The 21,732-nt window shown below is 43.9% G+C and carries 18 protein-coding genes; 15 read left to right on the top strand and 3 right to left on the bottom strand.

All coding sequences use genetic code 11. The features are described 5' to 3' along the window. Positions 1–1,161 (top strand): CocE/NonD family hydrolase (locus RG47T_RS26790; RefSeq protein WP_253187530.1); only part of this gene is annotated, 1,161 nt, incomplete at its 5' end. Positions 1,162–1,300: 139 nt separating this feature from the next. Here the strand turns inward: RG47T_RS26790 and RG47T_RS15710 are convergent. The 3 genes from RG47T_RS15710 to purU form a co-directional block, all read right to left on the bottom strand. Next, positions 1,301–2,077: an SGNH/GDSL hydrolase family protein gene (locus RG47T_RS15710; RefSeq protein ID WP_083627429.1), complete on the bottom strand. Its 777-nt coding sequence runs from the start codon at positions 2,075–2,077 to the stop codon at positions 1,301–1,303. 148 nt (positions 2,078–2,225) lie between these two features. After that, a complete protein-coding gene (locus tag RG47T_RS15705) occupies positions 2,226–2,870 on the bottom strand; it encodes a YceH family protein (RefSeq protein WP_074490350.1) in 645 nt (214 codons plus the stop codon). A 67-nt stretch (positions 2,871–2,937) separates the two neighbouring features. After that, complete coding sequence (gene purU / locus RG47T_RS15700) at positions 2,938–3,765, bottom strand: formyltetrahydrofolate deformylase (protein ID WP_074490349.1); 828 nt, start codon at positions 3,763–3,765, stop codon at positions 2,938–2,940. A gap of 166 nt (positions 3,766–3,931) precedes the next feature. Between purU and mraZ the strand changes: the two genes are divergently transcribed. The 14 genes from mraZ to RG47T_RS15630 all read left to right on the top strand — a co-directional run bounded on the left by mraZ (position 3,932) and on the right by RG47T_RS15630 (position 21,486). Next, the gene (mraZ, locus tag RG47T_RS15695; protein WP_074490348.1) at positions 3,932–4,396 is read left to right on the top strand and encodes a division/cell wall cluster transcriptional repressor MraZ; all 465 of its coding nucleotides are present in this window, start codon (positions 3,932–3,934) and stop codon (positions 4,394–4,396) included. Continuing rightward, positions 4,389–5,294 carry a 16S rRNA (cytosine(1402)-N(4))-methyltransferase RsmH gene (rsmH, locus tag RG47T_RS15690; protein WP_074490347.1) on the top strand — a complete coding sequence of 302 codons (906 nt, stop codon included), beginning with the start codon at positions 4,389–4,391 and terminating at the stop codon, positions 5,292–5,294. Before mraZ ends, rsmH begins: the two co-directional genes overlap by 8 nt. Then, the gene (locus tag RG47T_RS15685) at positions 5,291–5,692 is read left to right on the top strand and encodes an FtsL-like putative cell division protein (RefSeq protein ID WP_074490346.1); all 402 of its coding nucleotides are present in this window, start codon (positions 5,291–5,293) and stop codon (positions 5,690–5,692) included. Before rsmH ends, RG47T_RS15685 begins: the two co-directional genes overlap by 4 nt. Next, positions 5,689–7,785 (top strand): penicillin-binding protein, encoded by a 2,097-nt coding sequence (locus tag RG47T_RS15680; protein ID WP_074490345.1) that lies wholly within the window; start codon positions 5,689–5,691, stop codon positions 7,783–7,785. The genes RG47T_RS15685 and RG47T_RS15680 overlap by 4 nt, the downstream gene beginning before the upstream one ends. Next, complete coding sequence (locus RG47T_RS15675) at positions 7,782–9,242, top strand: UDP-N-acetylmuramoyl-L-alanyl-D-glutamate--2,6-diaminopimelate ligase (protein ID WP_074490344.1); 1,461 nt, start codon at positions 7,782–7,784, stop codon at positions 9,240–9,242. Before RG47T_RS15680 ends, RG47T_RS15675 begins: the two co-directional genes overlap by 4 nt. Positions 9,243–9,274: 32 nt before the next feature. Next, positions 9,275–10,516 (top strand): phospho-N-acetylmuramoyl-pentapeptide-transferase, encoded by a 1,242-nt coding sequence (gene mraY, locus RG47T_RS15670; RefSeq protein ID WP_074490343.1) that lies wholly within the window; start codon positions 9,275–9,277, stop codon positions 10,514–10,516. A gap of 126 nt (positions 10,517–10,642) precedes the next feature. Further along, a complete protein-coding gene (murD, locus tag RG47T_RS15665) occupies positions 10,643–12,007 on the top strand; it encodes a UDP-N-acetylmuramoyl-L-alanine--D-glutamate ligase (RefSeq protein ID WP_074490342.1) in 1,365 nt (454 codons plus the stop codon). Between the two features lie 365 nt (positions 12,008–12,372). Further along, positions 12,373–13,590 carry an FtsW/RodA/SpoVE family cell cycle protein gene (locus RG47T_RS15660; RefSeq protein ID WP_171972541.1) on the top strand — a complete coding sequence of 406 codons (1,218 nt, stop codon included), beginning with the start codon at positions 12,373–12,375 and terminating at the stop codon, positions 13,588–13,590. A 55-nt stretch (positions 13,591–13,645) separates the two neighbouring features. Next, positions 13,646–14,770: an undecaprenyldiphospho-muramoylpentapeptide beta-N-acetylglucosaminyltransferase gene (gene murG, locus RG47T_RS15655; protein ID WP_074490341.1), complete on the top strand. Its 1,125-nt coding sequence runs from the start codon at positions 13,646–13,648 to the stop codon at positions 14,768–14,770. Positions 14,771–14,788: 18 nt separating this feature from the next. Next, complete coding sequence (gene murC, locus RG47T_RS15650; RefSeq protein ID WP_074490340.1) at positions 14,789–16,144, top strand: UDP-N-acetylmuramate--L-alanine ligase; 1,356 nt, start codon at positions 14,789–14,791, stop codon at positions 16,142–16,144. Beyond that, positions 16,137–17,012 carry a cell division protein FtsQ/DivIB gene (locus tag RG47T_RS15645; RefSeq protein WP_074490339.1) on the top strand — a complete coding sequence of 292 codons (876 nt, stop codon included), beginning with the start codon at positions 16,137–16,139 and terminating at the stop codon, positions 17,010–17,012. The genes murC and RG47T_RS15645 overlap by 8 nt, the downstream gene beginning before the upstream one ends. 2 nt (positions 17,013–17,014) lie before the next feature. After that, complete coding sequence (gene ftsA / locus RG47T_RS15640; RefSeq protein ID WP_074490338.1) at positions 17,015–18,361, top strand: cell division protein FtsA; 1,347 nt, start codon at positions 17,015–17,017, stop codon at positions 18,359–18,361. 124 nt (positions 18,362–18,485) lie between these two features. Then, positions 18,486–20,099, top strand: coding sequence for a cell division protein FtsZ (ftsZ, locus tag RG47T_RS15635; RefSeq protein ID WP_074490337.1), 1,614 nt, complete (start codon positions 18,486–18,488; stop codon positions 20,097–20,099). 145 nt (positions 20,100–20,244) lie between these two features. Then, on the top strand, positions 20,245–21,486 hold the full coding sequence (locus RG47T_RS15630; protein WP_074490336.1) for an aminotransferase class I/II-fold pyridoxal phosphate-dependent enzyme: 1,242 nt from the start codon (positions 20,245–20,247) through the stop codon (positions 21,484–21,486). The last annotated feature ends 246 nt before the right edge of the window (positions 21,487–21,732 follow it).

Here is a 21,732-nt window from a genome sequence, read left to right as displayed (position 1 = left end):
GAGTTTTTTATGCGCATGGGCCCAACCCGCAACACCAACGACAAATATTATAAAGATACCATCCGCCTGTGGAGCGAAATGCTGAACCACCCAAACTACGACCAGCATTGGAAGGACCGTAACGTGTTGCCGCACCTGCACGATATTAAGACTGCTGTACTGGTAACGGGTGGCTGGTACGATGCCGAAGATTTATACGGAGCCATTAATACCTATAAAACGCTGGTTAAAAAGAATCCGACTACACCGGTTTATTTCGCAATGGGCCCTTGGGTGCACGGCGGCTGGGCACGCGGCCCGGGCGATCATTTGGGCGATGTTGATTTCGGCGGGCCCACCGGTCCGTATTACAGGGAGAAGATTGAGTTTGCTTTCTTTAGCCACTATCTGAAGGGTACAGATTTAAATATCGAACCGGTTAATAATTTCGAAACCGGGGTTAACCAATGGAAAACCTACAAAACCTGGCCGCCGAAAGAAGCCGGGGATAAAAAGTTATACTTTTTACCTAATGGTAAGCTGTCATTCACAGCCCCATCAGCAGTGAAAAATACTTACGAAGAATATATCTCCGACCCATGGCACCCGGTGCCGTTTATCAACGGTATTGATATGGACATGAAACGCGAATATATGACCGGCGACCAGCGCTTTGCCGCCCAACGCCCCGATGTGCTAACCTGGCAAACAGATAGCCTTGATCATGATGTTACCCTAGCAGGTAATATCTGGGCTAACCTTAAAGTAGCTACAACCTGCACAGATGCCGACTGGGTGGTGAAGGTGATCGACGTTTACCCGGATTCGACCCAAAACAATAAATGGGTTGGTACAGATGTACACCTATCTGGCTACCAGCAAATGGTGCGCAGCGAAAGTATGCGCGGTAAATACCGTAATAGCACCGAACACCCTGAGCCTTTTGTACCCGGACAAATTACCCCGGTAAACTTCGAATTACAAGATATACTGCATACTTTTAAAAAGGGGCACCGTATTATGGTGCAGGTGCAAAGCACCTGGTTTCCGCTTATTGACCGTAACCCGCAAAAGTTTGTAGATATTATGAAAGCCACGGACAAAGACTTTCAGAAAGCTACGCATAAGGTTTACACCAGTAAGGAGCATCCAAGCTTTTTGAAGGTAAGGGTGATAGAGTAAGATGTTGTATGTTTGACGTTCCAGATTTCTGAGAAGTTTGTCATTGCGAGGTACGAAGCAATCTCGTCGTATGTTATTTGATCTGAATAGCTACGAGATTGCTTCGTACCTCGCAATGACATAATCGGGAAAGTGCCGTTTATTTATACTTGTAGACCTTTAAAAACTTCAAACGCTCACTTACCTGTTTAATCCATTCGCGGGCCATTAATTCGTGGGCGGGTACTGTTGGGTGTATGCCATCCCAAATCCAGTAAGTAACAGGCGTGTCTTTCATCACTTTATCCAACATGGCAGGGTAGTCAACCACCACGGCATTAAATTCGGCGGCTAATTTGCGTACTATTTGCTGGCGTTGGGTTACACTTTTTTTCCAAAGGTCAAAGTACTCATTGGTGCGGCTGCCGGGATAGGCAAACGGTAGGCCCATTACCAGAAGCAGGTCTGGGTTTTGTTTTTTGCTTTGGTTAAGTATGTCCCGGTAATTATACTCGAACTGATCCAGCGGATCGCTTCTGTCTTTATTTTTAATATATACATTGGTATCATTAACACCTACCAAAATACTCAACACATTGGGCTTGATATCAAGCGCATCGGCCTGCCAGCGGCCTTGCAGATCAGACACGGTATTGCCGCTTATGCCACGGTTAAAGAAATGAAAATTATTGTGGGCAAAGTCGGCACCAATGCGGCCTGTAATGTTGCAGGCATAACCATGCCCCATTACGTGGTTTAAGTCACTCTGATCGCGGCCTCGGTTGCCATCTGTTATAGAATCGCCCTGAAATAAAAATATAAGCCCGTTTTTATCGGGGATGTCATTAGTGTTTTCTGCTAATAAATCAGTAGCTAATCCTAGAGATAAGCTGGCGAGAGTTGATGCTTTAATAAAGGTACGTCTTGATGATTCCATTTTTTATTTCAGGTTTATTGTTCCCGTCGTGCCGAATTTGTTTCGGGATCCTATAGGACAAGCAATGTTGCTCGGTATGATTCATACTTATCCCATGGGGTGCTGAAACAAGTTCAGCACGACAGTCGGGTTGTGTGTTGGTCTCTCATTAAATACCCAATTCTTTCATCAATTTATCCAGACCTTCGCGCATGGTAGCCAGCTCTTCTTCCAGCCTGGTAACCCGTGCTTCGAGGCCGGCTACAGACGGTTTGGTTGATACTTCAATCTCATCATCCTCCGGGAAATCTAAACTTTCGCCAAGCAGGTGCATATAGCGCTGCTCTTTTTGCCCGGCGCGTTTAGGCAGCTGGGTAAGGTAAGGCATCTCGCCGCTGCCCAATTTCTCAAGGGCTTCCTGCACATCATCCAGGGACTCAAATTCGTATAAACGGCCCGAGTTGGTATTAAGTTCGCCCGGTGTTTGCGGCCCACGCAGCAGGAGCAGGCAAATTATGGCTACTTCATATGGCAGTACCGGGAACACAATGGCAAAGTTATGTTTGTACTTAATGGCACGGCTGGATCCACCTGTGGCTGTCGAGATCAGTCCTTTTCTTTTTAACGTATCGAGCGATTTAATTACGGTATCGTCATCGTACTCCACAACAGGTTTGCGTGCCGATTTTTGGTTACAGGCGGCAACCAGTGCATTAAGGGTCATGGGGTAGTAGTCGGGGGTAGTGCGGCTCTTCTCCATTAATGCGCCGAGCACGCGTATTTCTTCGCTCGTTAATTTAGGTAAGTTATCCATTTGGTCTATAGTTCTAAAAAATCAATATTACAATAAAAAACGAGTTCGCGGACAACCGATAACTGACCTATTCAAAAACTACCGTCTTATTCTTATAAACAAATATCCTGTCATCAAAAACCAATTCAAGCGCTTTGGCTAGTACGGCAGTTTCAATCTCCTTGCCGGCCTTTATCATGTCGTCGGCGCTATAAGTATGGTTTACGTGGATGGTTTGCTGGGTAATGATGGGGCCTTCGTCCAGTTCGTTGGTTACAAAGTGTGCTGTAGCGCCAATCAGTTTTACGCCCCGGTGGTAAGCCTGGCGGTAGGGGTTTGCACCCACAAATGCCGGTAAAAAAGAGTGATGGATATTGATGAGTTGCATCTTAAAATGAGCGACAAAATCTGGCGAAAGTATCCGCATAAATTTGGCCAATACCACGTAGTCGGGCTGATATTGATGGATTTTTTCAATTATTTCATTTTCAAATACTGCTTTGGTTTTCTGCTCATGGCTCACCAGGTAAAACGGAATATCGAAACGCGCGCAAATATCCTGCAGCGTTGCATGGTTGCCAATAACGCATTGCACCGAAGCACCTAGTGTGCCAAAGTAATTACGCACTAATATATCTGCCAGGCAATGGTACTCTTTGGTTACCAGCACGGCTATCTTTTTCTGTGGCAGCGGGTTAATGGTAATCAGGCTGTTATCGGGCAGTACGTTTTTTAACTCTTGCTCAAGTAGCAAGGCATCGGCAGGTTGTTCTACATTTAGGCGGATGTAAAAACGGTTCTCGTCTTTGTCCACATGTTCGCCCAGTGAAATAATATTGAGTTGATGTTTGGCCAAAACGGCGGTAATAGCGGCCACTAAGCCCACCTGATCGGGGCACTGTATAATGATGATCATAACGGGGTTAAGATATAAATTATTGAGGCAACAAACCCATAATCAGTCAGTAGGAAAACCCTTTATTGTTTAAGTTAAAATTGTTAAAAACTTTTTGTGGGGAAAAGTGGTATAAAGTGGAAGTTACATGTTACTTTTACGTTAGTTTTTTACCACAACTGTATAGATGTCTCACTTTTTAGGAGAATTTGAATGTAAACTGGATGCCAAAGGGCGGATGATGATCCCCACTGGCCTCAAGCGTCAGCTTCCAGAAGCTGAGGCAGAGGGCCTTGTGATCAACCGTGGCTTTGAAAAACATCTGGTTATCTATACCCGTAAGGAATGGAATCTTATCATTGAAGACTTAGCGAAGCTTAATCAGTATGAGAAAAGAACCCGCGAATTTATAAGATATTTTACACGCGGCGCTACAGAATTATCATTAGATGCCAGCGGACGCATTTTATTGCCAAAAGCACTGCTTGAATATGCAGGTATTGGTAATGATGTTGTGCTGGCTTGCCAATTAAATAAAATAGAGGTTTGGGACCAAAAAGCATATGATGCGCAGATGGATAGCGAGCCCGAAAACTTTGCCAACCTGGCCGAAGAGGTGATGGGTGGTTTAGGAAGGAGGAACGATGGATAACGTTTACCATACTCCTGTAATGCTTGCTGAGTGTATTGAGGGTTTAGAAATTAAACCTAACGGTATTTATGTAGATGTAACATTCGGCGGCGGTGGCCATTCGCGCGAAATCATTAAACACCTGGGCGAAAAAGGTAAACTGGTTGCTTTTGACCAGGATGCCGATGCGCAGCAAAATATGATAGCCGATGATCGCTTCATTTTTGTTGATCAGAATTTTCGCTACCTCAAAAATTTTGCCCGTTTACATGGGGTTATTCCTGTGGATGGAATCCTTGCCGATTTGGGTGTGTCATCCTATCAGTTTGACCAGGCTGATCGTGGCTTTTCGATCCGCTTTGATGCCGAACTGGATATGCGGATGAACCAATCTGGCGACCTGACGGCCAAGCAGGTGATAAATACTTATGCCGAGGCCGATCTTCATAAAATTTTTGGCATTTATGGGGAAATCCAAAATGCAAAATCACTGGCGCGGACCATTGTAACTGCCAGGCTAAATGGTTCGATTGATACCATTGCAGATTTAAAAAACACCATAGCGGGATTAATACCCCGCGGTAAAGAAAATAAATACCTGGCGCAGGTTTTTCAGGCGCTCAGGATAGAGGTAAACCAGGAGTTGGAAGCACTGAAAGAGTTTTTATTTCAGGCTGCAGATATCCTGAAGCCGGGCGGAAGGTTGGTAGTAATGTCGTACCATTCGCTGGAAGACAGGCTGGTTAAAAATTTCATCGCAAAAGGCAAATTTAGCGGCGAGCTGGAGAAAGATATTTACGGTAACGATGACCGCCAGCTGATAGCCATAAGCCGGGGGGCTGTAACGGCATCAGAAGAAGAGATTAAAATAAATAACAGGGCACGTAGCGCCAAATTAAGGATAGCTGTAAAAAAATGAACCGTTTAATTGCAGACATAGCCGAAGAGGAAGCAGAAAAAGAAGTGGTGCCCCCAAAGCCCACGGTACAAAAGCCGGAGAGCTTTTTTTCTGTTTTTTTAAGAAAGGGTTTCATCTCTACAGATGATGCTACGCGTGCGCTGCCGTTTATTTTATACCTGTCGTTTCTGGCTATGTTATACATTGCCAACAGGCATTTGGCCGAGAAAAATTTACGTGATATAGATAAGTACGGTAAGGAAGTAAAAGAATTGAGCTGGGATTTTAAAAGCACCAAAGCCGAACTGGCCTTTAAAAGCACCTTAACAGAAGTTGCCAAGCGTGCTGATACTTTGGGTGTAAGGGTTTCATTAGGGCCGCCGCAAAAGATAGTAGTGAAAGAGGAGGGCGACAAATGAGTATCAGGACCAATATCTTATTAAGGGTTTACCTGGCTTTCGGGCTCATTTTGCTATTTGCGGTAGCTGTAGTAGCGCAGTTGTTTAACGTGCAGTTTAAGCAGGGTGCCAAATGGAAGTCGATGGCGCAAACACTGTCTACCCGGTATATGAACGTAGAGGCCGCCCGTGGTAATATTTTTGCAATTGATGGCAGTTTGCTGGCTACCTCTGTACCCGAGTACGAGCTGCATATGGATATGCTGGCCGCTGGTATTGCAGACGATAAAATATTTTATGCCAAGGTTGATTCATTGGCATTGAAGATGTCGCAGTTTTTTGGCGACCGCTCGGCGAGAGAATATTCGATGATTTTGCGCGATGCACGTAAGGATAGCGCCCGTTACCAGCTTATCCGCCGTAAGGTGGGTTACCAGGAGTTGAAGAAAATTCGCCAGTTCCCCATCTTCAATATGGGTAAATACAAGGGCGGGCTAATTATCGTACAAAAAAATAGAAGGATAATGCCGTTCCGCGCTTTGGCCATGCGTACCATCGGTTACAAAAATGAGAATGTAAAAAATGGCGTAGGCCTGGAAGGCGCTTATGCTAACTATATTGATGGCGAAAGCGGCAAACGCTTAATGCAGCGTATTGCAGGCGGTGTTTGGATGCCGGTTAACAGCGAAGAAGAAATTTCATCAAAAGATGGTGCCGATATCATGTCGACCATTGATGTTAACTACCAGGATGTATTGCAAAACGCGCTGGAAAAACAACTGATTAAAAGCGATGCCGATCACGGTGCTGCCATACTGATGGAAGTACAAACCGGTGAAGTGCGTGCGGTGGCCAATTTTAACAAAATTGCACCGGGTGAATATAAAGAACAATTTAATTACGCCATAGCCGGTAATCAGGATCCCGGTTCTACCTTCAAGGTAGCATCGTACATGGCCCTGTTGGAAGATCATAAGGTAGATACCGGCACCCGTGTTAACACAGGTACTTACTCAGTCCCCGGTAAAATAATTACAGACTCACACGGTAGTATCGGTGTGGTATCAGTAAAGCGTGCGTTTGAAGAATCATCAAACGCTGCGGTTGCCTACCTGGTAAATAATGCTTACCACGATAATCAGGCCCAGTTTACTAATCACTTATACGATTGGCACCTGAACGAAAAAATGGGCTTACAGATTCCCGGCGAAGCACAACCGGTTGTAAAGAACCCAAAAAACAGGAGCTGGAATAAAAATTTAACGCTGCCACAAATGGCCTATGGCTACGAGATGCAGTTGACGCCTTTAAAAATGCTGTCGTTTTATAACGCCATTGCCAATAACGGTAAGTATGTAACACCAATTTTTGTAAAAGAGATCCGCCGGTTGGGTAGTACGGTAGAGCATTTTCAAACCCGTGTTATTAACGAAAAAATGTGCTCTGATGTAACCCTGCGCAAAATGCAAAGCATGCTGGAAGGTGTAATTACCGAGGGTACTGGTAAGGGTATAGTTTATAACCCGCTATATAAAGTTGCCGGAAAAAGCGGTACCGCGCAGGTGGCCGATGGCAATAAAGGTTATAAGGCCAAGAAACAATACCAGGCGTCTTTCTGCGGATATTTCCCTGCAGATAAGCCTAAGTATTCATTGATTGTGGTTATAAATGACCCTAAGAACGGTTATTATGGTGCTGCAGTGGCGGGCCCGGTTTTCAGGGAAATTGCTGATAAAGTTTATTCGAGCGACCTGGGAATGAACCAGCAGCCACAATCGCTTCAATATAGCGAGGTAACTAAGCCTGCAATAAAAGGTGGTAATGCCAGGGCACTACAGCAGGTTTACGGCAAATTGGGTGTAAAAGGTAAACCTGTACCAGATAGCGGCGATTTTGAATCAGACACCAGCGACCGCCCCGTTGGGCCGTTGGCCAAAAAGAAAATATTAACCGTACCCTCTGTAACCGGTATGGATTTAAGCGATGCCCTGTATATACTCGGTAACGCAGGTTATAAAGTAGCCGTTCGTGGAAGCGGGCTGGTTAAAAGACAGTCGGTAGACGGTGGAAGTATAATACCCAAGGGATCTAAAATATTAATAGAACTGGAATGAGGTACCTGAGCGAGATATTAGATGGTGTAGCCTTTACAGAATTGCAGGGCAGCGCCGACGTGGAAATTACTTCGGTAACGGCCGATTCGCGCAAAGTGAGTGCGGGTACTTTATTTGTTGCTGTTAAAGGCACACTGGTAGACGGGCACGATTATATAGAACAAGCTGTTAAAGATGGTGCCGTAGTAGTTATCTGTGAAGAACTACCCGGCCATACCGTAGGCGAAGTTGATTACCTGATGGTGGCCAACTCTGCTGCTGCTTTAGGTAAGCTGGCATCCAATTATTACGATACGCCTTCGGCTAAATTGAAGCTGGTGGGTGTAACCGGTACCAATGGTAAAACTACGGTAGCCACGCTGCTGTACCAACTATTTACAGACTTGGGTTATAAATGCGGGTTGATCTCGACCGTTGAAAATAAGATTGGCGGGAAGATTATCCCATCAACCCATACCACGCCAGATCCTGTTGCTTTAAACAGTTTGCTGAACGATATGGTGGAGTCGGGCTGCGATTATGCCTTTATGGAAGTAAGCTCGCACGCGGTTGCGCAACACCGGATAGAAGGCTTGCAGTTTTCGGGCGGGATATTTACCAACTTAACGCATGACCATTTAGACTATCATAAAACATTTGATAATTATCTGAAAGCTAAAAAGGCATTCTTTGATGCCTTGCCTAAAAATGCTTTTGCACTTACCAATATAGATGACCGTAACGGCAACGTAATGCTGCAAAATACCAGGGCTCATAAAAAAAGCTACGCCTTAAAAAGCATGGCCGATTTTAAAGTAAAGGTACTGGAAGATCAGTTTAGCGGTTTACTGCTAAACATTGATGGCGAAGAAGTATGGTTTAAAATGGTAGGTATGTTTAATGCTTACAACCTGCTTGCAGCTTATGCAACAGCCATGCTGCTCGATCAGGATAAAGCTAAAACCTTAACCAGCCTGAGCAAATTGACAGGTGCCGAAGGCCGCTTTGATTATGTGATTTCGCCCAATAAGATTATTGGTATTGTTGATTATGCCCACACACCGGATGCCGTGCAGAATGTGTTGAGCACAATTAAAGACATTCGCAAGGGTACCGAAAAGGTGATTACCATTATAGGTTGCGGTGGCGACAGGGATAAAACCAAACGCCCTGTAATGGCCAAAGTAGCCTGCGACTGGAGCGATAAAGTGATCCTGACATCAGATAACCCAAGGTCGGAAGACCCGGCGCAGATCATTAAGGATATGGAAGCCGGCGTAGATACATCTAACCAAAGGAAAACCATTAGCATAATAGACAGGAGAGAGGCCATTAAAACGGCAGTCCACCTGGCGCAACCGGGCGATATTATTTTACTTGCCGGTAAAGGACACGAAAAATATCAGGACGTTAAAGGAGTGAAAACTCATTTCGACGATAAGGAAGAGTTAATAAAACTATTTAAAACGGTAAGCTAAGACATCAGCCCAACTGCCAAAAAGAGAAGAGCATGTTATATTATCTGTTTAGCTATTTAGACAAGAACTACAGTTTCCCGGGATCGGGGCTGTTTCAGTACATCACATTCAGGATGGCACTGGCAGTTATCACCTCACTTATCGTAACTACGGTTTGGGGCAGGAGACTGATTGACTATATCCGCTACAAACAGGTTGGAGAAACAGTGCGGAATTTAGGTTTGGAAGGCCAGATGCAAAAACAGGGTACCCCTACAATGGGTGGTATTATAATTTTGCTGGGTATTTTAATTCCTACTTTATTGTTTGCCAAGCTGGGTAATATCTATGTGATCCTGATGCTGATTACCACGGTTTGGTTAGGTGCTATCGGTTTTTTAGACGATTATATTAAAGTATTTAAAAAGAATAAAGAAGGATTAGCAGGCAGGTTTAAAATTATTGGACAGGTTGGTTTGTCGCTCATTATCGGCTGGACAATGTATTTCCATACAGACATCATCATCCGCCAGGAAGTAAAACTTCCGGTTAAATATGATGCCCCTGTTGATTTTCATTGGAAGGGCAAAACCCCGGTTTATACCCAGGATGTAAAATCGACTAAAACCACTATGCCGTTCTATAAGAATAACGAGCTTGATTACGCCAAGGTGTTAAAGTTTTTTGGCCACGGTTACGAGGAGTATGCGCTGGTAGTGTTTCTGTTTTTTGTGATTTTCATTGTCACATTTATTTCCAACGGGGCTAATATTACCGATGGTATAGATGGTTTGGCAACAGGTACTTCTGCCATTATCGGTATTACGCTGGCTGTACTGGCTTATGTATCGGGTAACACCATGATAGCAGATTATCTCAATATTATGTACATCCCCAATTCGGGCGAACTGGTGGTTTTTGCCGGTGCATTTGTTGGGGCCTGCGTAGGGTTTTTATGGTATAATTCATACCCGGCCCAGGTATTTATGGGCGATACAGGCAGTTTGGCAATAGGCGGTATCATCGCCGTTTTTGCCATCATGATTCGCAAGGAATTATTGCTACCCATATTATGTGGCGTGTTTTTGGTCGAGAACTTTTCGGTTATCATCCAGGTGGGGTGGTTTAAATTCACCAAGAAGCGCTTTGGCGAGGGCCGCAGGGTTTTCCTGATGGCGCCGCTGCATCACCACTATCAGAAAAAAGGTTTCCACGAGGCGAAAATTGTAACCCGCTTCTGGATCATCGGCATAATGCTGGCCATAGTAACGGTGCTGATGCTGAAGATACGATAGGGGAGAGAACCAAGAATCGAGAGACAAGAATCAAGACTTTCTATAAGTAAGAGATAAAAAAAAGAGAATAAATAATAACTCAAAACTCCCTCTCCCCCGGAGAGGGTTGGGGTGAGGCTAAATAAAATGAGCGAAAAAAATAACATATCGAAAAAACTTGTCATCCTGGGTGCCGGCGAAAGCGGTGTTGGGGCGGCGTATCTTGCCCAACAGCAGGGTTTTGATGTGTTTGTTTCTGACATGGGCACCATTGCCGGTAAATATAAAACCCAGTTGCAAAACTGGAATATCCGCTTTGAAGAAGGGCAGCATACCGAAAGCGAGATTTTAAATGCTACCGAAGTAGTAAAAAGCCCTGGTATACCCGAGGAAGCCGCAATGGTGAAAAAACTAAGGGCGCAAGGCACGCCGGTAATCTCGGAGATTGAGTTTGCAGGCCGCTATACCGATGCTAAAATGATCTGCATTACGGGGTCGAATGGTAAAACAACCACTACCGCACTTACCTATCATATTTTGAGCAAGGCGGGCTTAAACGTGGGTTTAGCAGGTAACATAGGTAAAAGCTTTGCTTACCAGGTGGCTACCGAGCAGTTCGACTACTACGTGTTAGAGATCAGCAGTTTTATGCTCGACGATATGTACAGGTTTAAGGCTGATATAGCCATACTGCTCAACATTACGCCCGACCATTTAGACCGGTATGATTACAAACTGGAAAACTATGTGGCATCAAAATTCCGCATTACACAAAATCAAACGGCCGCAGATTATTTTATCTATTGCGCCGATGACGAAGAAACGATAAAAGGAATGGAAAGCCGCACTTTTGGTGCGCAACAGCTTCCGTTCTCCATTATAAATAAAATACAGCCTGGTGCTTATTTAAACCAGGATGATAACATCATTATACAAACTAACCAACTACAAGAAACATTTATTATGTCGATCAACGAACTGGCGCTGCAGGGAAAGCACAACATTCACAATTCTATGGCCTCCGGGATTGTAGCAAAAGTGCTTGAGTTAAGAAATTCAACCATTCGCGAAAGCATGGGCGATTTCAAGAATATTGAACACAGGCTAGAGCAGTTGGGTAAAATATCTGGTATCAACTTCGTTAACGATTCAAAGGCCACCAACGTTAACTCAACCTGGTATGCATTAGAGAGCACACCAAAAGAGATCATCCTCATTATGGGCGGTGTTGATAAAGGCAACGACTATACCATGCTGAACGATTTGGTTAAGCAAAAGGTTAAAGCCATTGTTTGCTTAGGTAAAGATAATCAACGGATACACGACGCTTTTAAAGGCCTGGTTACGGAGATTGTTGATACCCAGTCGGCGCAAGAAGCAGTATATGTAGCTTACCACCTGGCTAAAAAAGGCGATACCGTTTTATTATCACCGGCTTGCGCCAGCTACGATTTATTTAAAAGTTACGAAGACAGGGGCGACCAGTTTAAAAAAGCAGTAATGGATTTGTAAGAGAATCAAGAATTATATAAAAAAAACGTCATGCTGAACTTGTTTCAGCACCCCACATCACAGGTCGGCAACTTAGCAAGTGGGATCCCGAAACAAGTTCGGGATGGCGGGAGGATAGGTTATATGAAAAAAGAACGTCATGCTGAACTTGTTTCAGCACCCCACAGCACAGGTATAAGATATACTTAGCAAGTGGGATCCCGAAACAAGTTCGGGATGACGGGAGGATAGGTTATATAAAAAAGAGCGTCATGCTGAACTTGTTTCAGCAGCGCACATCACAGGTATAAGATATACTTAGCATGTGGGGCCCCGAAACAAGTCCGGGATGGTGGGATGGTAAATCCTATAAACATAGAGAAGACATGAACATAGCATTGGATAACATACTTAGCAGAACAAAAGGCGATCGCTGGATCTGGTTGATCGTAATACTGCTGTCTACCATTTCTATGATGGCAGTTTATAGCTCAACGGGTACCATTGCATATCAGCATGATACCGGTGCAGAGCGGTATCTGATGAAACACATGTTCATGATCTTCGGCGGTATTGCGCTGATGTATATTTCGCACAAGTTGGATTACCGTTATTACGCCGGTATATCCAAAGTGCTGATGGCTATCACCATTCCATTACTTATTTATACGCTGATATTTGGTAGCCACGTAAATGATGCCAGCCGTTGGGTGGCTATCCCGGGCACAGGCTTAACCTTCCAAACGTCGGATTTGGCCAAGCTGGCTTTGATTACTTACCTGGCACGTACGTTATCGCGTAAGCAGGAAAATATTAAGGATGTTAAGCAATCCTTTATCCCTATTATGGGTTCGGTTTGTGTGGTATTTATTTTAATTGCACTGGCAAATCTTTCTACCGCTTTAATGCTTTTTGGTGTAAGTATTTTGCTGCTCATTATGGGCCGTATCAGCGTTAAGCAAATTGCGGTAGTATGTTTGGCAGGTGCATTTCTATTAGCAGGTGTGGTGTTGTTAGGCCCAAGGCGCGCTACTTACAAATCGCGGATCGAAGCCTTTATGCACCCCGAACATACCAATTCGGATAAATCATTTCAGGCCGACCATGCCAAGATAGCTATCGCTACCGGCGGCGTGTTTGGTAAGGGGCCGGGTAATAGTACAGAGCGTAATTATTTACCGCAATCGTATTCAGATTTTATTTATGCAACAATAGTAGAAGAGTATGGTTTAATCGGTGGCCTATTAGTTATCGCCATCTATCTTTTTCTGCTTTACCGGTGTGTTAAAATAGTAACCAAAGCGCCCAAGGCCTTTGGTGCATTGCTGGCGGCTGGGCTAAGTTTTAGTTTAACCATACAGGCATTTGCCAATATGGCTATTGCGGTAGGTTTGGGCCCGGTGAGCGGGGTGCCATTACCGCTGGTAAGTATGGGTGGTACATCGATATTGTTCACAAGTGTGGCGTTCGGGATTATCCTGTCGGTTAGCAGGCATATTGATGAAACCACCGGCGAAAATGCGGTTGGTAAAGAAGGAAGTTTAAAAGAGACTAATAAAAGAGAAAGCAATAAAGTAGTAGTTGGCGAAATAGAAATGGCGTAAGCTACCCGACCCTGAAGGGAAGGAAGAGACAAAAGATTAAGGATAAAGATACTAAATGGGAAAGCAGCACGATACAAAAGATTCAGCACCACGCATCATTATAAGTGGTGGTGGTACTGGCGGGCATATATTCCCGGCGGTATCAATTGCCAATGCTTTAAAGGCGCTTAATCCCGATACCGAGATTTTGTTTGTTGGTGCGCTTGGCCGTATGGAAATGGAAAAAGTTCCGGCGGCAGGTTATAAAATTATTGGGTTAAATATTCAGGGTATCCAGCGTGGCTCTATCATGAAAAACCTGATGTTCCCCATTAAATTGGCGCAGAGTGTGATTAAGGCTATCCAAATCATCAAAGATTTTAAACCTGATGCTGCAGTTGGTGTTGGTGGTTATGCATCTGGCCCACTGTTGTATGCTGCTTCGTTAAAGGGGATACCATACCTAATTCAAGAGCAAAACTCTTATGCAGGTATAACTAATAAATGGCTGGGTAAAAAGGCCGAAAAAATTTGTGTGGCTTTTGATGGCATGGAGCAATTTTTTCCTGCCGATAAGATCATCAAGACTGGTAATCCCGTTCGTAAAGATTCGGTTGATATAGCCAAAAAACGTTTGGCAGCTTTAGAGCTGTTAAAGCTATCGAGCGAAAAGAAAACGATACTAATTACAGGCGGAAGCCTTGGTGCACGCACGCTGAATAAAAGTATCCATGCCGGTTTGCAAAAACTGATTGATGCTGATGTACAGGTGATCTGGCAAACAGGCAAAACCTATTACAAAACGGTGATGGATGAACTGGGTAAAGAGCATCACGAAAACGTGGTGATCACCGAGTTTCTGAGTCGCATGGATCTGGCTTATGCCGCTGCCGATGTAATTATCTCACGTGCAGGTGCTGGCACTATTGCAGAATTGTGCATCGTTAAAAAGCCGGTGATCCTGGTGCCTTCGCCAAATGTGGCCGAAGACCACCAGACTAAAAATGCTTTAGCCCTGGTACATGATAATGCTGCACTTTTTGTGGCAGATCGTGATGCCGAAGCAAAACTGGTTGACCGGGTTTTAGAGTTATTGAATGATAAAAACAAGCAGGTTACATTAAGTAAAAACATCGGTGCGCTGGCTCAGCCAAATGCCGATAAAGACATCGCTTACGAAGTAATTAAGCTAATTAAATAAAGAGAGATTTAACCGATTATGAAATTAAGTAACATACAACGGGTTTACCTGGTAGGCATTGGCGGCATAGGCATGAGTGGCCTTGCCCGCTACTTTGCACACCTGGGCTACGCTGTTTGTGGTTACGATAAAACCAGTACCCCGCTTACGAGTGAATTAAGTAAAGAAGGTATTGGAATTGTATTTGAAGATAACAGTGCATTGATCCCGGCCGATTTTCATTCGCCGGATGAGCATACGCTGGTAATCTGGACGCCGGCTATCCCTAAAAATTCGAAGATCCTGAATTTCTTTATTGATAAAGGATTTGAGCTGTTTAAGCGTTCGCAGGTGCTTGGTATTTTAAGCGAGGGCATGTATACCATTGCTGTTGCCGGTACGCATGGTAAAACCACTACATCGTGCATGGTGGCGCATATCCTTAAACATTCGGGCAGAGATTGCTCGGCGTTCTTAGGGGGTATAGCATCAAACTACAACACCAATGTGCTGTACGGTAAAAACAATATTATGGTGGTTGAGGCAGATGAGTATGACCGCTCGTTCCTCACCCTGCACCCCGATATTGCCATTGTTACTTCGATGGATGCCGATCATTTGGATATTTATGGAGATCATAATCATCTGAATGAATCATTCAAGCTATTCGTTTCGCAATTGAAACCAGGCGGTAATGTGATTGCTAAAAAAGGTTTGGAGATTGATAGTACGCTAACCTACAGCATTAAAGAGCATGCCGATGTTTATGCCGAAAATATCAGGATAGAAAAAGGAGAGTTCTACTTCGATTTTAAGAATGCTGAAGTTAGCATCAATGATATTCATTTAGGCATCCCCGGCATCCATAATGTAGAAAATGCCGTAGCTGCTATACAGGCTGCTTTATTGGTTGATGTAGAGCCGGAGAAAGTTAAAGCGGCACTGACTGCTTTCCGTGGGGTTAAACGCAGGTTCGAGTATCTGGTTAAAACACCTGAGCATGTTTATATAGATGATTATGCCCACCACCCCGAAGAATTGCGGGCGGCCATATCATCCGTAAAAAGAATTTACCCGGATAAAAAGCTGACGGCCATATTTCAGCCACACCTGTTTACCCGCACGCGCGATTTTGCCGACGGTTTTGCAGAAGTGCTGAGCATGGCAGACGAGCTGATACTGCTGGATATTTACCCGGCACGCGAGTTACCTATTGAAGGTGTGACTTCGCAAATGCTGCTGGATAAAATAACCCTGGCAGATAAAAAGATATTAAGCAAAGCCGAAACGCTGGCGCACATCAAAAGCGAAATGCCGGAGCTGGTGCTTACCGTAGGTGCAGGAGATATAGATCAATTGGTTCAACCTTTAAAACACATACTAAGCGATGTTTAAAAAAAAGGTTTGGAAACCAATATTGATCGGGCTGGCATGGGTAGCATCTCTTAGTGGGGTTGTTGTGCTCATGAGTTTCATCAGTAGTAAAGAGTCTGGTGTAATTTGCAGGGATGTGAAGGTGTACATACCGGGCAACCAATATTTTATAGACAAGGAGGAGATTGATAATATTTTACATTTAAACAGTACCAATACATTAATAGGTCGCAGAATTGCAGGTATCAACATGCACGACCTCGAGAATAAATTAAAGGCTAATGCTTTTATAGAAACGGCACAAGTATATGCCGACATGGATGGTGTAATAAGGGTAGAGGTTACGCAGCGCACGCCTATTTTACGTATGATGACCCAGTTTGATAGGGATTTTTACGTAGATGAGCATGGTTTAAAAGTGCCGCTGTCTAACAACTTTACCGCACGGGTGCTTGCCGCCAACGGTTTTATCGAAGAGCCTTTTGGCAATAAGATAGATACCCTGCATACAGACATGGCCAAACAGGTTTTTAAAACGGCTGCTTTTATATCTAAAGACACTTTATGGAATGCGCAGATAGCGCAGATCTATGTAAATGAGCAGCACGAAATGGAGCTGATACCACGCGTGGGTAACGACAGGATTTTGCTGGGTAATGCAGATTCGTTACAAAGCAAATTCAGCAATCTGCTTGCTTTTTACAAGCAGGCTATACCGAGAGTAGGCTGGGAGGCCTATAAACTCATTAATATTAAGTACGCCAACCAGGTTATTGGCGTAAAAAAAGACAGTACTAATAAAGACGGTTCGGTTAAACCAGCTTCGGCTGTGGCAAAACCGGATACGTTAAAGAAACAGATTCAGGACACATCGCATATTAAGAATTGATTATGGACAAAAGCTCAACACTCGACAAAACTTCGCCAATTATTGTAGGCCTCGACATTGGTACTACAAAAATTTGTGCAATTGTGGGCCGCCGTAGCAAAAACGGAAAAATAGAAATACTGGGTATCGGCAAAGCCGAATCGGCCGGTGTTACGCGTGGTATGGTATCTAATATCGATAAAACGGTACAGGGCATTACCCAGGCGGTAGAAGTTGCAGGCGCACAATCAAACGTAGAAATTAGGGTGGTTAACGTGGGTATTGCCGGCCAGCATATTAAAAGCCTGCAGCACCGCGGATTAATAACCCGTCGCGATTTAAATTCTGAGATCAGCCGTAAGGATATCGAGAAACTGATCGAAGACATGTATAACCTGGTAATGCCTCCGGGAGAGGAGATTATCCATGTGTTACCGCAGGAGTTTACGGTAGATAACGAACCGGGCGTTAAAGACCCTATTGGTATGGCAGGCGTACGTCTTGAAGCTAACTTCCATATTATATCGGGCCAGGTAACGGCCATTAAAAATATTGTGAAATGTGTAACCAAAGCCCATCTGGAAAGCCAGGAGCTTATTTTGGAGCCGTTAGCATCCTCTGAATCTGTTTTAAGCGATGAAGAAAAAGAGGCTGGTATTGTGCTGGTTGATATAGGTGGCGGTACTACAGATGTGGCTATCTTCCACGAAGGTATCATCCGTCATACTGCGGTTATCCCTTTTGGTGGTAACAGCGTAACTGAAGATATCCGCGAGGGTTGTTCTGTAATGCGTAACATCGCCGAGCAACTGAAAGTGAGATTCGGTTCTGCTTTGGCTGATGAAAATAAAGAGAACGAGATTGTATGCGTACCCGGTTTGCGTGGCCGCGAATCGAAAGAAATCTCTGTTAAAAACCTGGCCTATGTAATACAGGCCCGTATGGAAGAGATCGTAGAGCATATTTATTACGAGATCAAATCATCAGGCTACGAGAAAAAACTGATTGGTGGTATTGTAATTACTGGTGGTGGCGCGCAATTAAAGCACTTGCCACAACTGGTAGAGTACGTAACTGGTTTAGATTGCCGCGTGGGTTACCCTAACGAGCATTTAGCTAAAAACGAAGTGTTGCCTAAAAATATTTACGAAGAACTGCAAAGCCCAACTTACGCAACCGGTATCGGGCTGCTGATAAAGGGGATTCAGAAGACGGAATATGATAACATGGAGCAAACAGCACCAACCCAAGCTAAAATTGAGAAACAGAAATATACAGACGACAAGAAGTTCGGCTTGTTAGGCAAGATCCTTGAAACGGGTAAACGTTTCATTAAAGACGACATCAAAGACGAGGATTTTCTTAAATAAACTAACAATTAAGAAGTTTTCCACATTGTTGACATTTGTTAATAAACTGTGTGGAAAAACATTTATTATTACAATAAGCAAAATCAAATATTATCCAGTATTCATTTAGCTGAAAATTAAGATCATGCAGTTTGAAATGTTAAAAGAAAAATCCTCGATCATCAAAGTAATTGGTGTTGGAGGCGGCGGTGGTAATGCAGTGAACCACATGTACCGTCAAGGTATTATGGGGGTAGACTTCATTATATGTAATACAGATGCCCAGGCATTGGAGTTAAGTCCGATTCCTAACAAGGTACAATTAGGCGCCAGTTTAACCGAAGGGATGGGAGCAGGGTCTATACCAGAAGTTGGTAAAAATTCGGCTATCGAAAACATCGATGATATTAAACAAATGCTGGGTGTTAACACCAAAATGCTTTTTATTACTGCCGGTATGGGTGGTGGTACAGGTACAGGTGCAAGCCCAATTATAGCCAAGGCAGCCCGCGAAATGGATATCCTTACCGTGGGTATTATTACCATGCCTTTCTCTTTTGAGGGTAAGCGCCGGAAAATGCAGGCCGAAGAAGGTTTGGAAGAACTGAAAAGAAACGTAGATTCTTTTCTGGTAATTTCTAATGACCGCCTTCGCCAGATATTTGGAAACTTAACACTAGGTTCTGCCTTTGCGCAGGCCGATGATATATTAACTACTGCCGCCAAAGGTATTGCCGAGATTATCACCTTACCGGGTTATATCAACGTAGACTTTAAAGATGTGCGCACAGTAATGCGCGACAGTGGTGTATCTATAATGGGTAGCTGCGCAGCAGAAGGTGAAAACCGTGCATTGCGCGCTGTAGAAGGTGCTTTATCATCTCCGTTGTTGAAAGATAACGAGATTGAAGGCGCACGCTACATCCTGTTAAACATCAGCTCTGGCGATAAAGAGGTTACGATGGATGAGGTATCTGTAATTACAGACTACATACAGGAAGAAGCCGGTTTAGCTGCCGACCTGATCTGGGGTAACTGTAAAGATGAGGCCCTGGGCGATAAGCTTTCGGTAACCATCATTGCAACCGGCTTCCAAACTAAAGACGAACGCGAAAAAGAGCATAACAATAAAAAGGTAGTATCTATGCTGGTGCCCGAGAATGCACCGCTGATTAGACCGATTAATGAGTTTGTAACGCCAAAAACAGAAGAGGCAAATGCTAATGCCGAGATGTTCCTGAAAAAAGAGGGACAAAAACAAACCGGTTTATTTGACCTGTTTGCCAAAGGCGAAGAAGCACAACAGCAGCAACAGCCCGCGGTTATTAAGCACAGCTTAATGCCGGAAGAGCCTGCAGCACCAGTTGCAGAAACAGACCCGGGCATGGAATTTACCTTTAAGGTAACAGAATCTGTAATGAATTTTGCACCGGTGGCGCAAGCAGAGCCTGTGGCACAGCCTGAACCCGAACCAGAACCGGTTGCAGGAGCAGACGACCATAAGACAGACGAAACTATCGAGGAGCAGTTGCGTAAATCTCGCGAGCGTATTATGCGCTTAAAAGACCTGAGCATGAAGCTGCGCAATGGTAATTTGCAGGAGTTGGAAAACGTACCTGCCTATAAACGTAAAGAAATTGCGTTGCAGCAAACACCAATGTCAGACGAGAGCCAGATCTCCAGATTCTCATTAACTGATACTGATGGGCAAACCGAGATCAGAAAGAACAACTCGTTTTTGCATGACAATGTAGATTAATTTGCTAACCAATGATAAACTAAGCCTTTATATAACTTTACAAAGGCTTTTTTGTTATAACCCATTATAAAAAGTTATAACCATTGTCTGAGCGTTAAATACGGTTATATTTGTATATTATTGGCAAAATTTAGAATAAGAAGTTTTGGATTTATTTGACAAGATAGCAAAAAGCATGGGCGGGCCGCTGGGCCAGCATCAAAAATGGTCGCACGGATATTTTTCATTCCCCAAACTGGAGGGTGAAATAGCGCCGCACATGTATTTTAAAGGGAAAGAGCATTTGGTGTGGAGTTTAAATAACTATCTGGGCCTGGCCAATCATCCCGAAGTAAGAGCGGCAGATGCAAAAGCAGCTGCAGATTACGGTATGGCGTACCCAATGGGTGCCCGCATGATGTCTGGTAACTCTACGCAGCATGAAACCCTTGAAAAAGGCCTGGCCGAGTTTGTAGGTAAAGAAGATGCATTTCTACTGAACTACGGTTACCAGGGCATGGTATCTATTATAGATGCACTGGTTGATCGTAATGATGTAATTGTGTACGATGCCGAATCGCATGCCTGTATTATTGATGGTGTACGCCTGCATATGGGTAAACGCTTTGTTTACCAGCATAATGATATCGAAAGCTTTGAGAAGCAACTGGAGCGTGCAACTCGCTTAACTGGCCAAACCGGCGGCGGTATCCTGGTAATTACCGAAGGTGTATTTGGCATGTCGGGTGCGCAGGGTAAGCTTAAAGAGATCATTGCCTTAAAGCAGAAATTTAACTTCCGTTTGCTGATAGATGATGCACATGGTTTTGGTACCATGGGTAAAACAGGCGCCGGCACGCACGAAGAACAGGATTGTATTGAAGATATAGATGTTTACTTTGGTACGTTTGCCAAATCAATGGCCGGTATAGGTGCGTTTGTGGCCGCCAACCAGGATATTGTAAACTACTTACGTTATAACATGCGTTCGCAAACATTTGCCAAGGCATTGCCTATGCCAATGGTAATTGGTTTACAGAAGCGTTTCGAACTGCTAAAATCACGCCCCGAGTTACGCGATAACCTGTGGAAAATTGCCACTACCCTGCAAAATGGTTTAAAGGATAACGGTTTTGATATCGGTATCACCAATACCATGGTTACCCCGGTATTTTTAAAAGGCGATCTGCTGGAAGCAACCAGTTTAACCCGCGACCTGCGCGAAAATCACAGTATCTTCTGCTCAATAGTGGTTTATCCGGTTATACCTAAAGGTTTAATAGAATTGCGTTTGATACCTACCGCATTGCATACCATCGAAGATGTTGAGGCTACTTTAAAAGCCCTGAGCATTGTACATGAAAAGCTTAAAGCGGGTGATTATAAAGAAAATGTTGTTGTAGCTTAATACAATAACACCATCATAAACAAAAAAGACTTTCAGCTAGCTGAAAGTCTTTTTTGTTTACTATATAACGCTGTTCAAGCCTAATGCCTTGACCGGGAGGCCTTGTAGGTATAAATACGTTGTTGAGCGGGTATTAATACGTGCTTAAAATACCGCTCGTTTATTATAAGTTTTAAAATTATAGGGCATCTGTTAAAATAATGATGAGGAATACTATTTAGCATCCCGAAAAATGCTAAAAAAGCA

Source organism: Mucilaginibacter polytrichastri, from assembly GCF_001911425.1.
GTDB classification, from domain to species: Bacteria; Bacteroidota; Bacteroidia; order Sphingobacteriales; family Sphingobacteriaceae; genus Mucilaginibacter; species Mucilaginibacter polytrichastri.
The sequence above is the reverse complement of the archived record's forward strand: the minus strand, read 5'-3'. Positions and strand labels throughout refer to the sequence as shown.

Excerpts from the sequence above, each read along its gene's own strand:
- RG47T_RS15710 (WP_083627429.1), bottom strand. The coding sequence starts at position 2,077 with ATGGAATCATCAAGACGTACCTTTATTAAAGCATCAACTCTCGCCAGC.
- RG47T_RS15705 (WP_074490350.1), bottom strand. The coding sequence starts at position 2,870 with ATGGATAACTTACCTAAATTAACGAGCGAAGAAATACGCGTGCTCGGC.
- purU (WP_074490349.1), bottom strand. The coding sequence starts at position 3,765 with ATGATCATCATTATACAGTGCCCCGATCAGGTGGGCTTAGTGGCCGCT.
- mraZ (WP_074490348.1), top strand. The coding sequence starts at position 3,932 with ATGTCTCACTTTTTAGGAGAATTTGAATGTAAACTGGATGCCAAAGGG.
- rsmH (WP_074490347.1), top strand. The coding sequence starts at position 4,389 with ATGGATAACGTTTACCATACTCCTGTAATGCTTGCTGAGTGTATTGAG.
- RG47T_RS15685 (WP_074490346.1), top strand. The coding sequence starts at position 5,291 with ATGAACCGTTTAATTGCAGACATAGCCGAAGAGGAAGCAGAAAAAGAA.
- RG47T_RS15680 (WP_074490345.1), top strand. The coding sequence starts at position 5,689 with ATGAGTATCAGGACCAATATCTTATTAAGGGTTTACCTGGCTTTCGGG.
- RG47T_RS15675 (WP_074490344.1), top strand. The coding sequence starts at position 7,782 with ATGAGGTACCTGAGCGAGATATTAGATGGTGTAGCCTTTACAGAATTG.
- mraY (WP_074490343.1), top strand. The coding sequence starts at position 9,275 with ATGTTATATTATCTGTTTAGCTATTTAGACAAGAACTACAGTTTCCCG.
- murD (WP_074490342.1), top strand. The coding sequence starts at position 10,643 with ATGAGCGAAAAAAATAACATATCGAAAAAACTTGTCATCCTGGGTGCC.
- RG47T_RS15660 (WP_171972541.1), top strand. The coding sequence starts at position 12,373 with ATGAACATAGCATTGGATAACATACTTAGCAGAACAAAAGGCGATCGC.
- murG (WP_074490341.1), top strand. The coding sequence starts at position 13,646 with ATGGGAAAGCAGCACGATACAAAAGATTCAGCACCACGCATCATTATA.
- murC (WP_074490340.1), top strand. The coding sequence starts at position 14,789 with ATGAAATTAAGTAACATACAACGGGTTTACCTGGTAGGCATTGGCGGC.
- RG47T_RS15645 (WP_074490339.1), top strand. The coding sequence starts at position 16,137 with ATGTTTAAAAAAAAGGTTTGGAAACCAATATTGATCGGGCTGGCATGG.
- ftsA (WP_074490338.1), top strand. The coding sequence starts at position 17,015 with ATGGACAAAAGCTCAACACTCGACAAAACTTCGCCAATTATTGTAGGC.
- ftsZ (WP_074490337.1), top strand. The coding sequence starts at position 18,486 with ATGCAGTTTGAAATGTTAAAAGAAAAATCCTCGATCATCAAAGTAATT.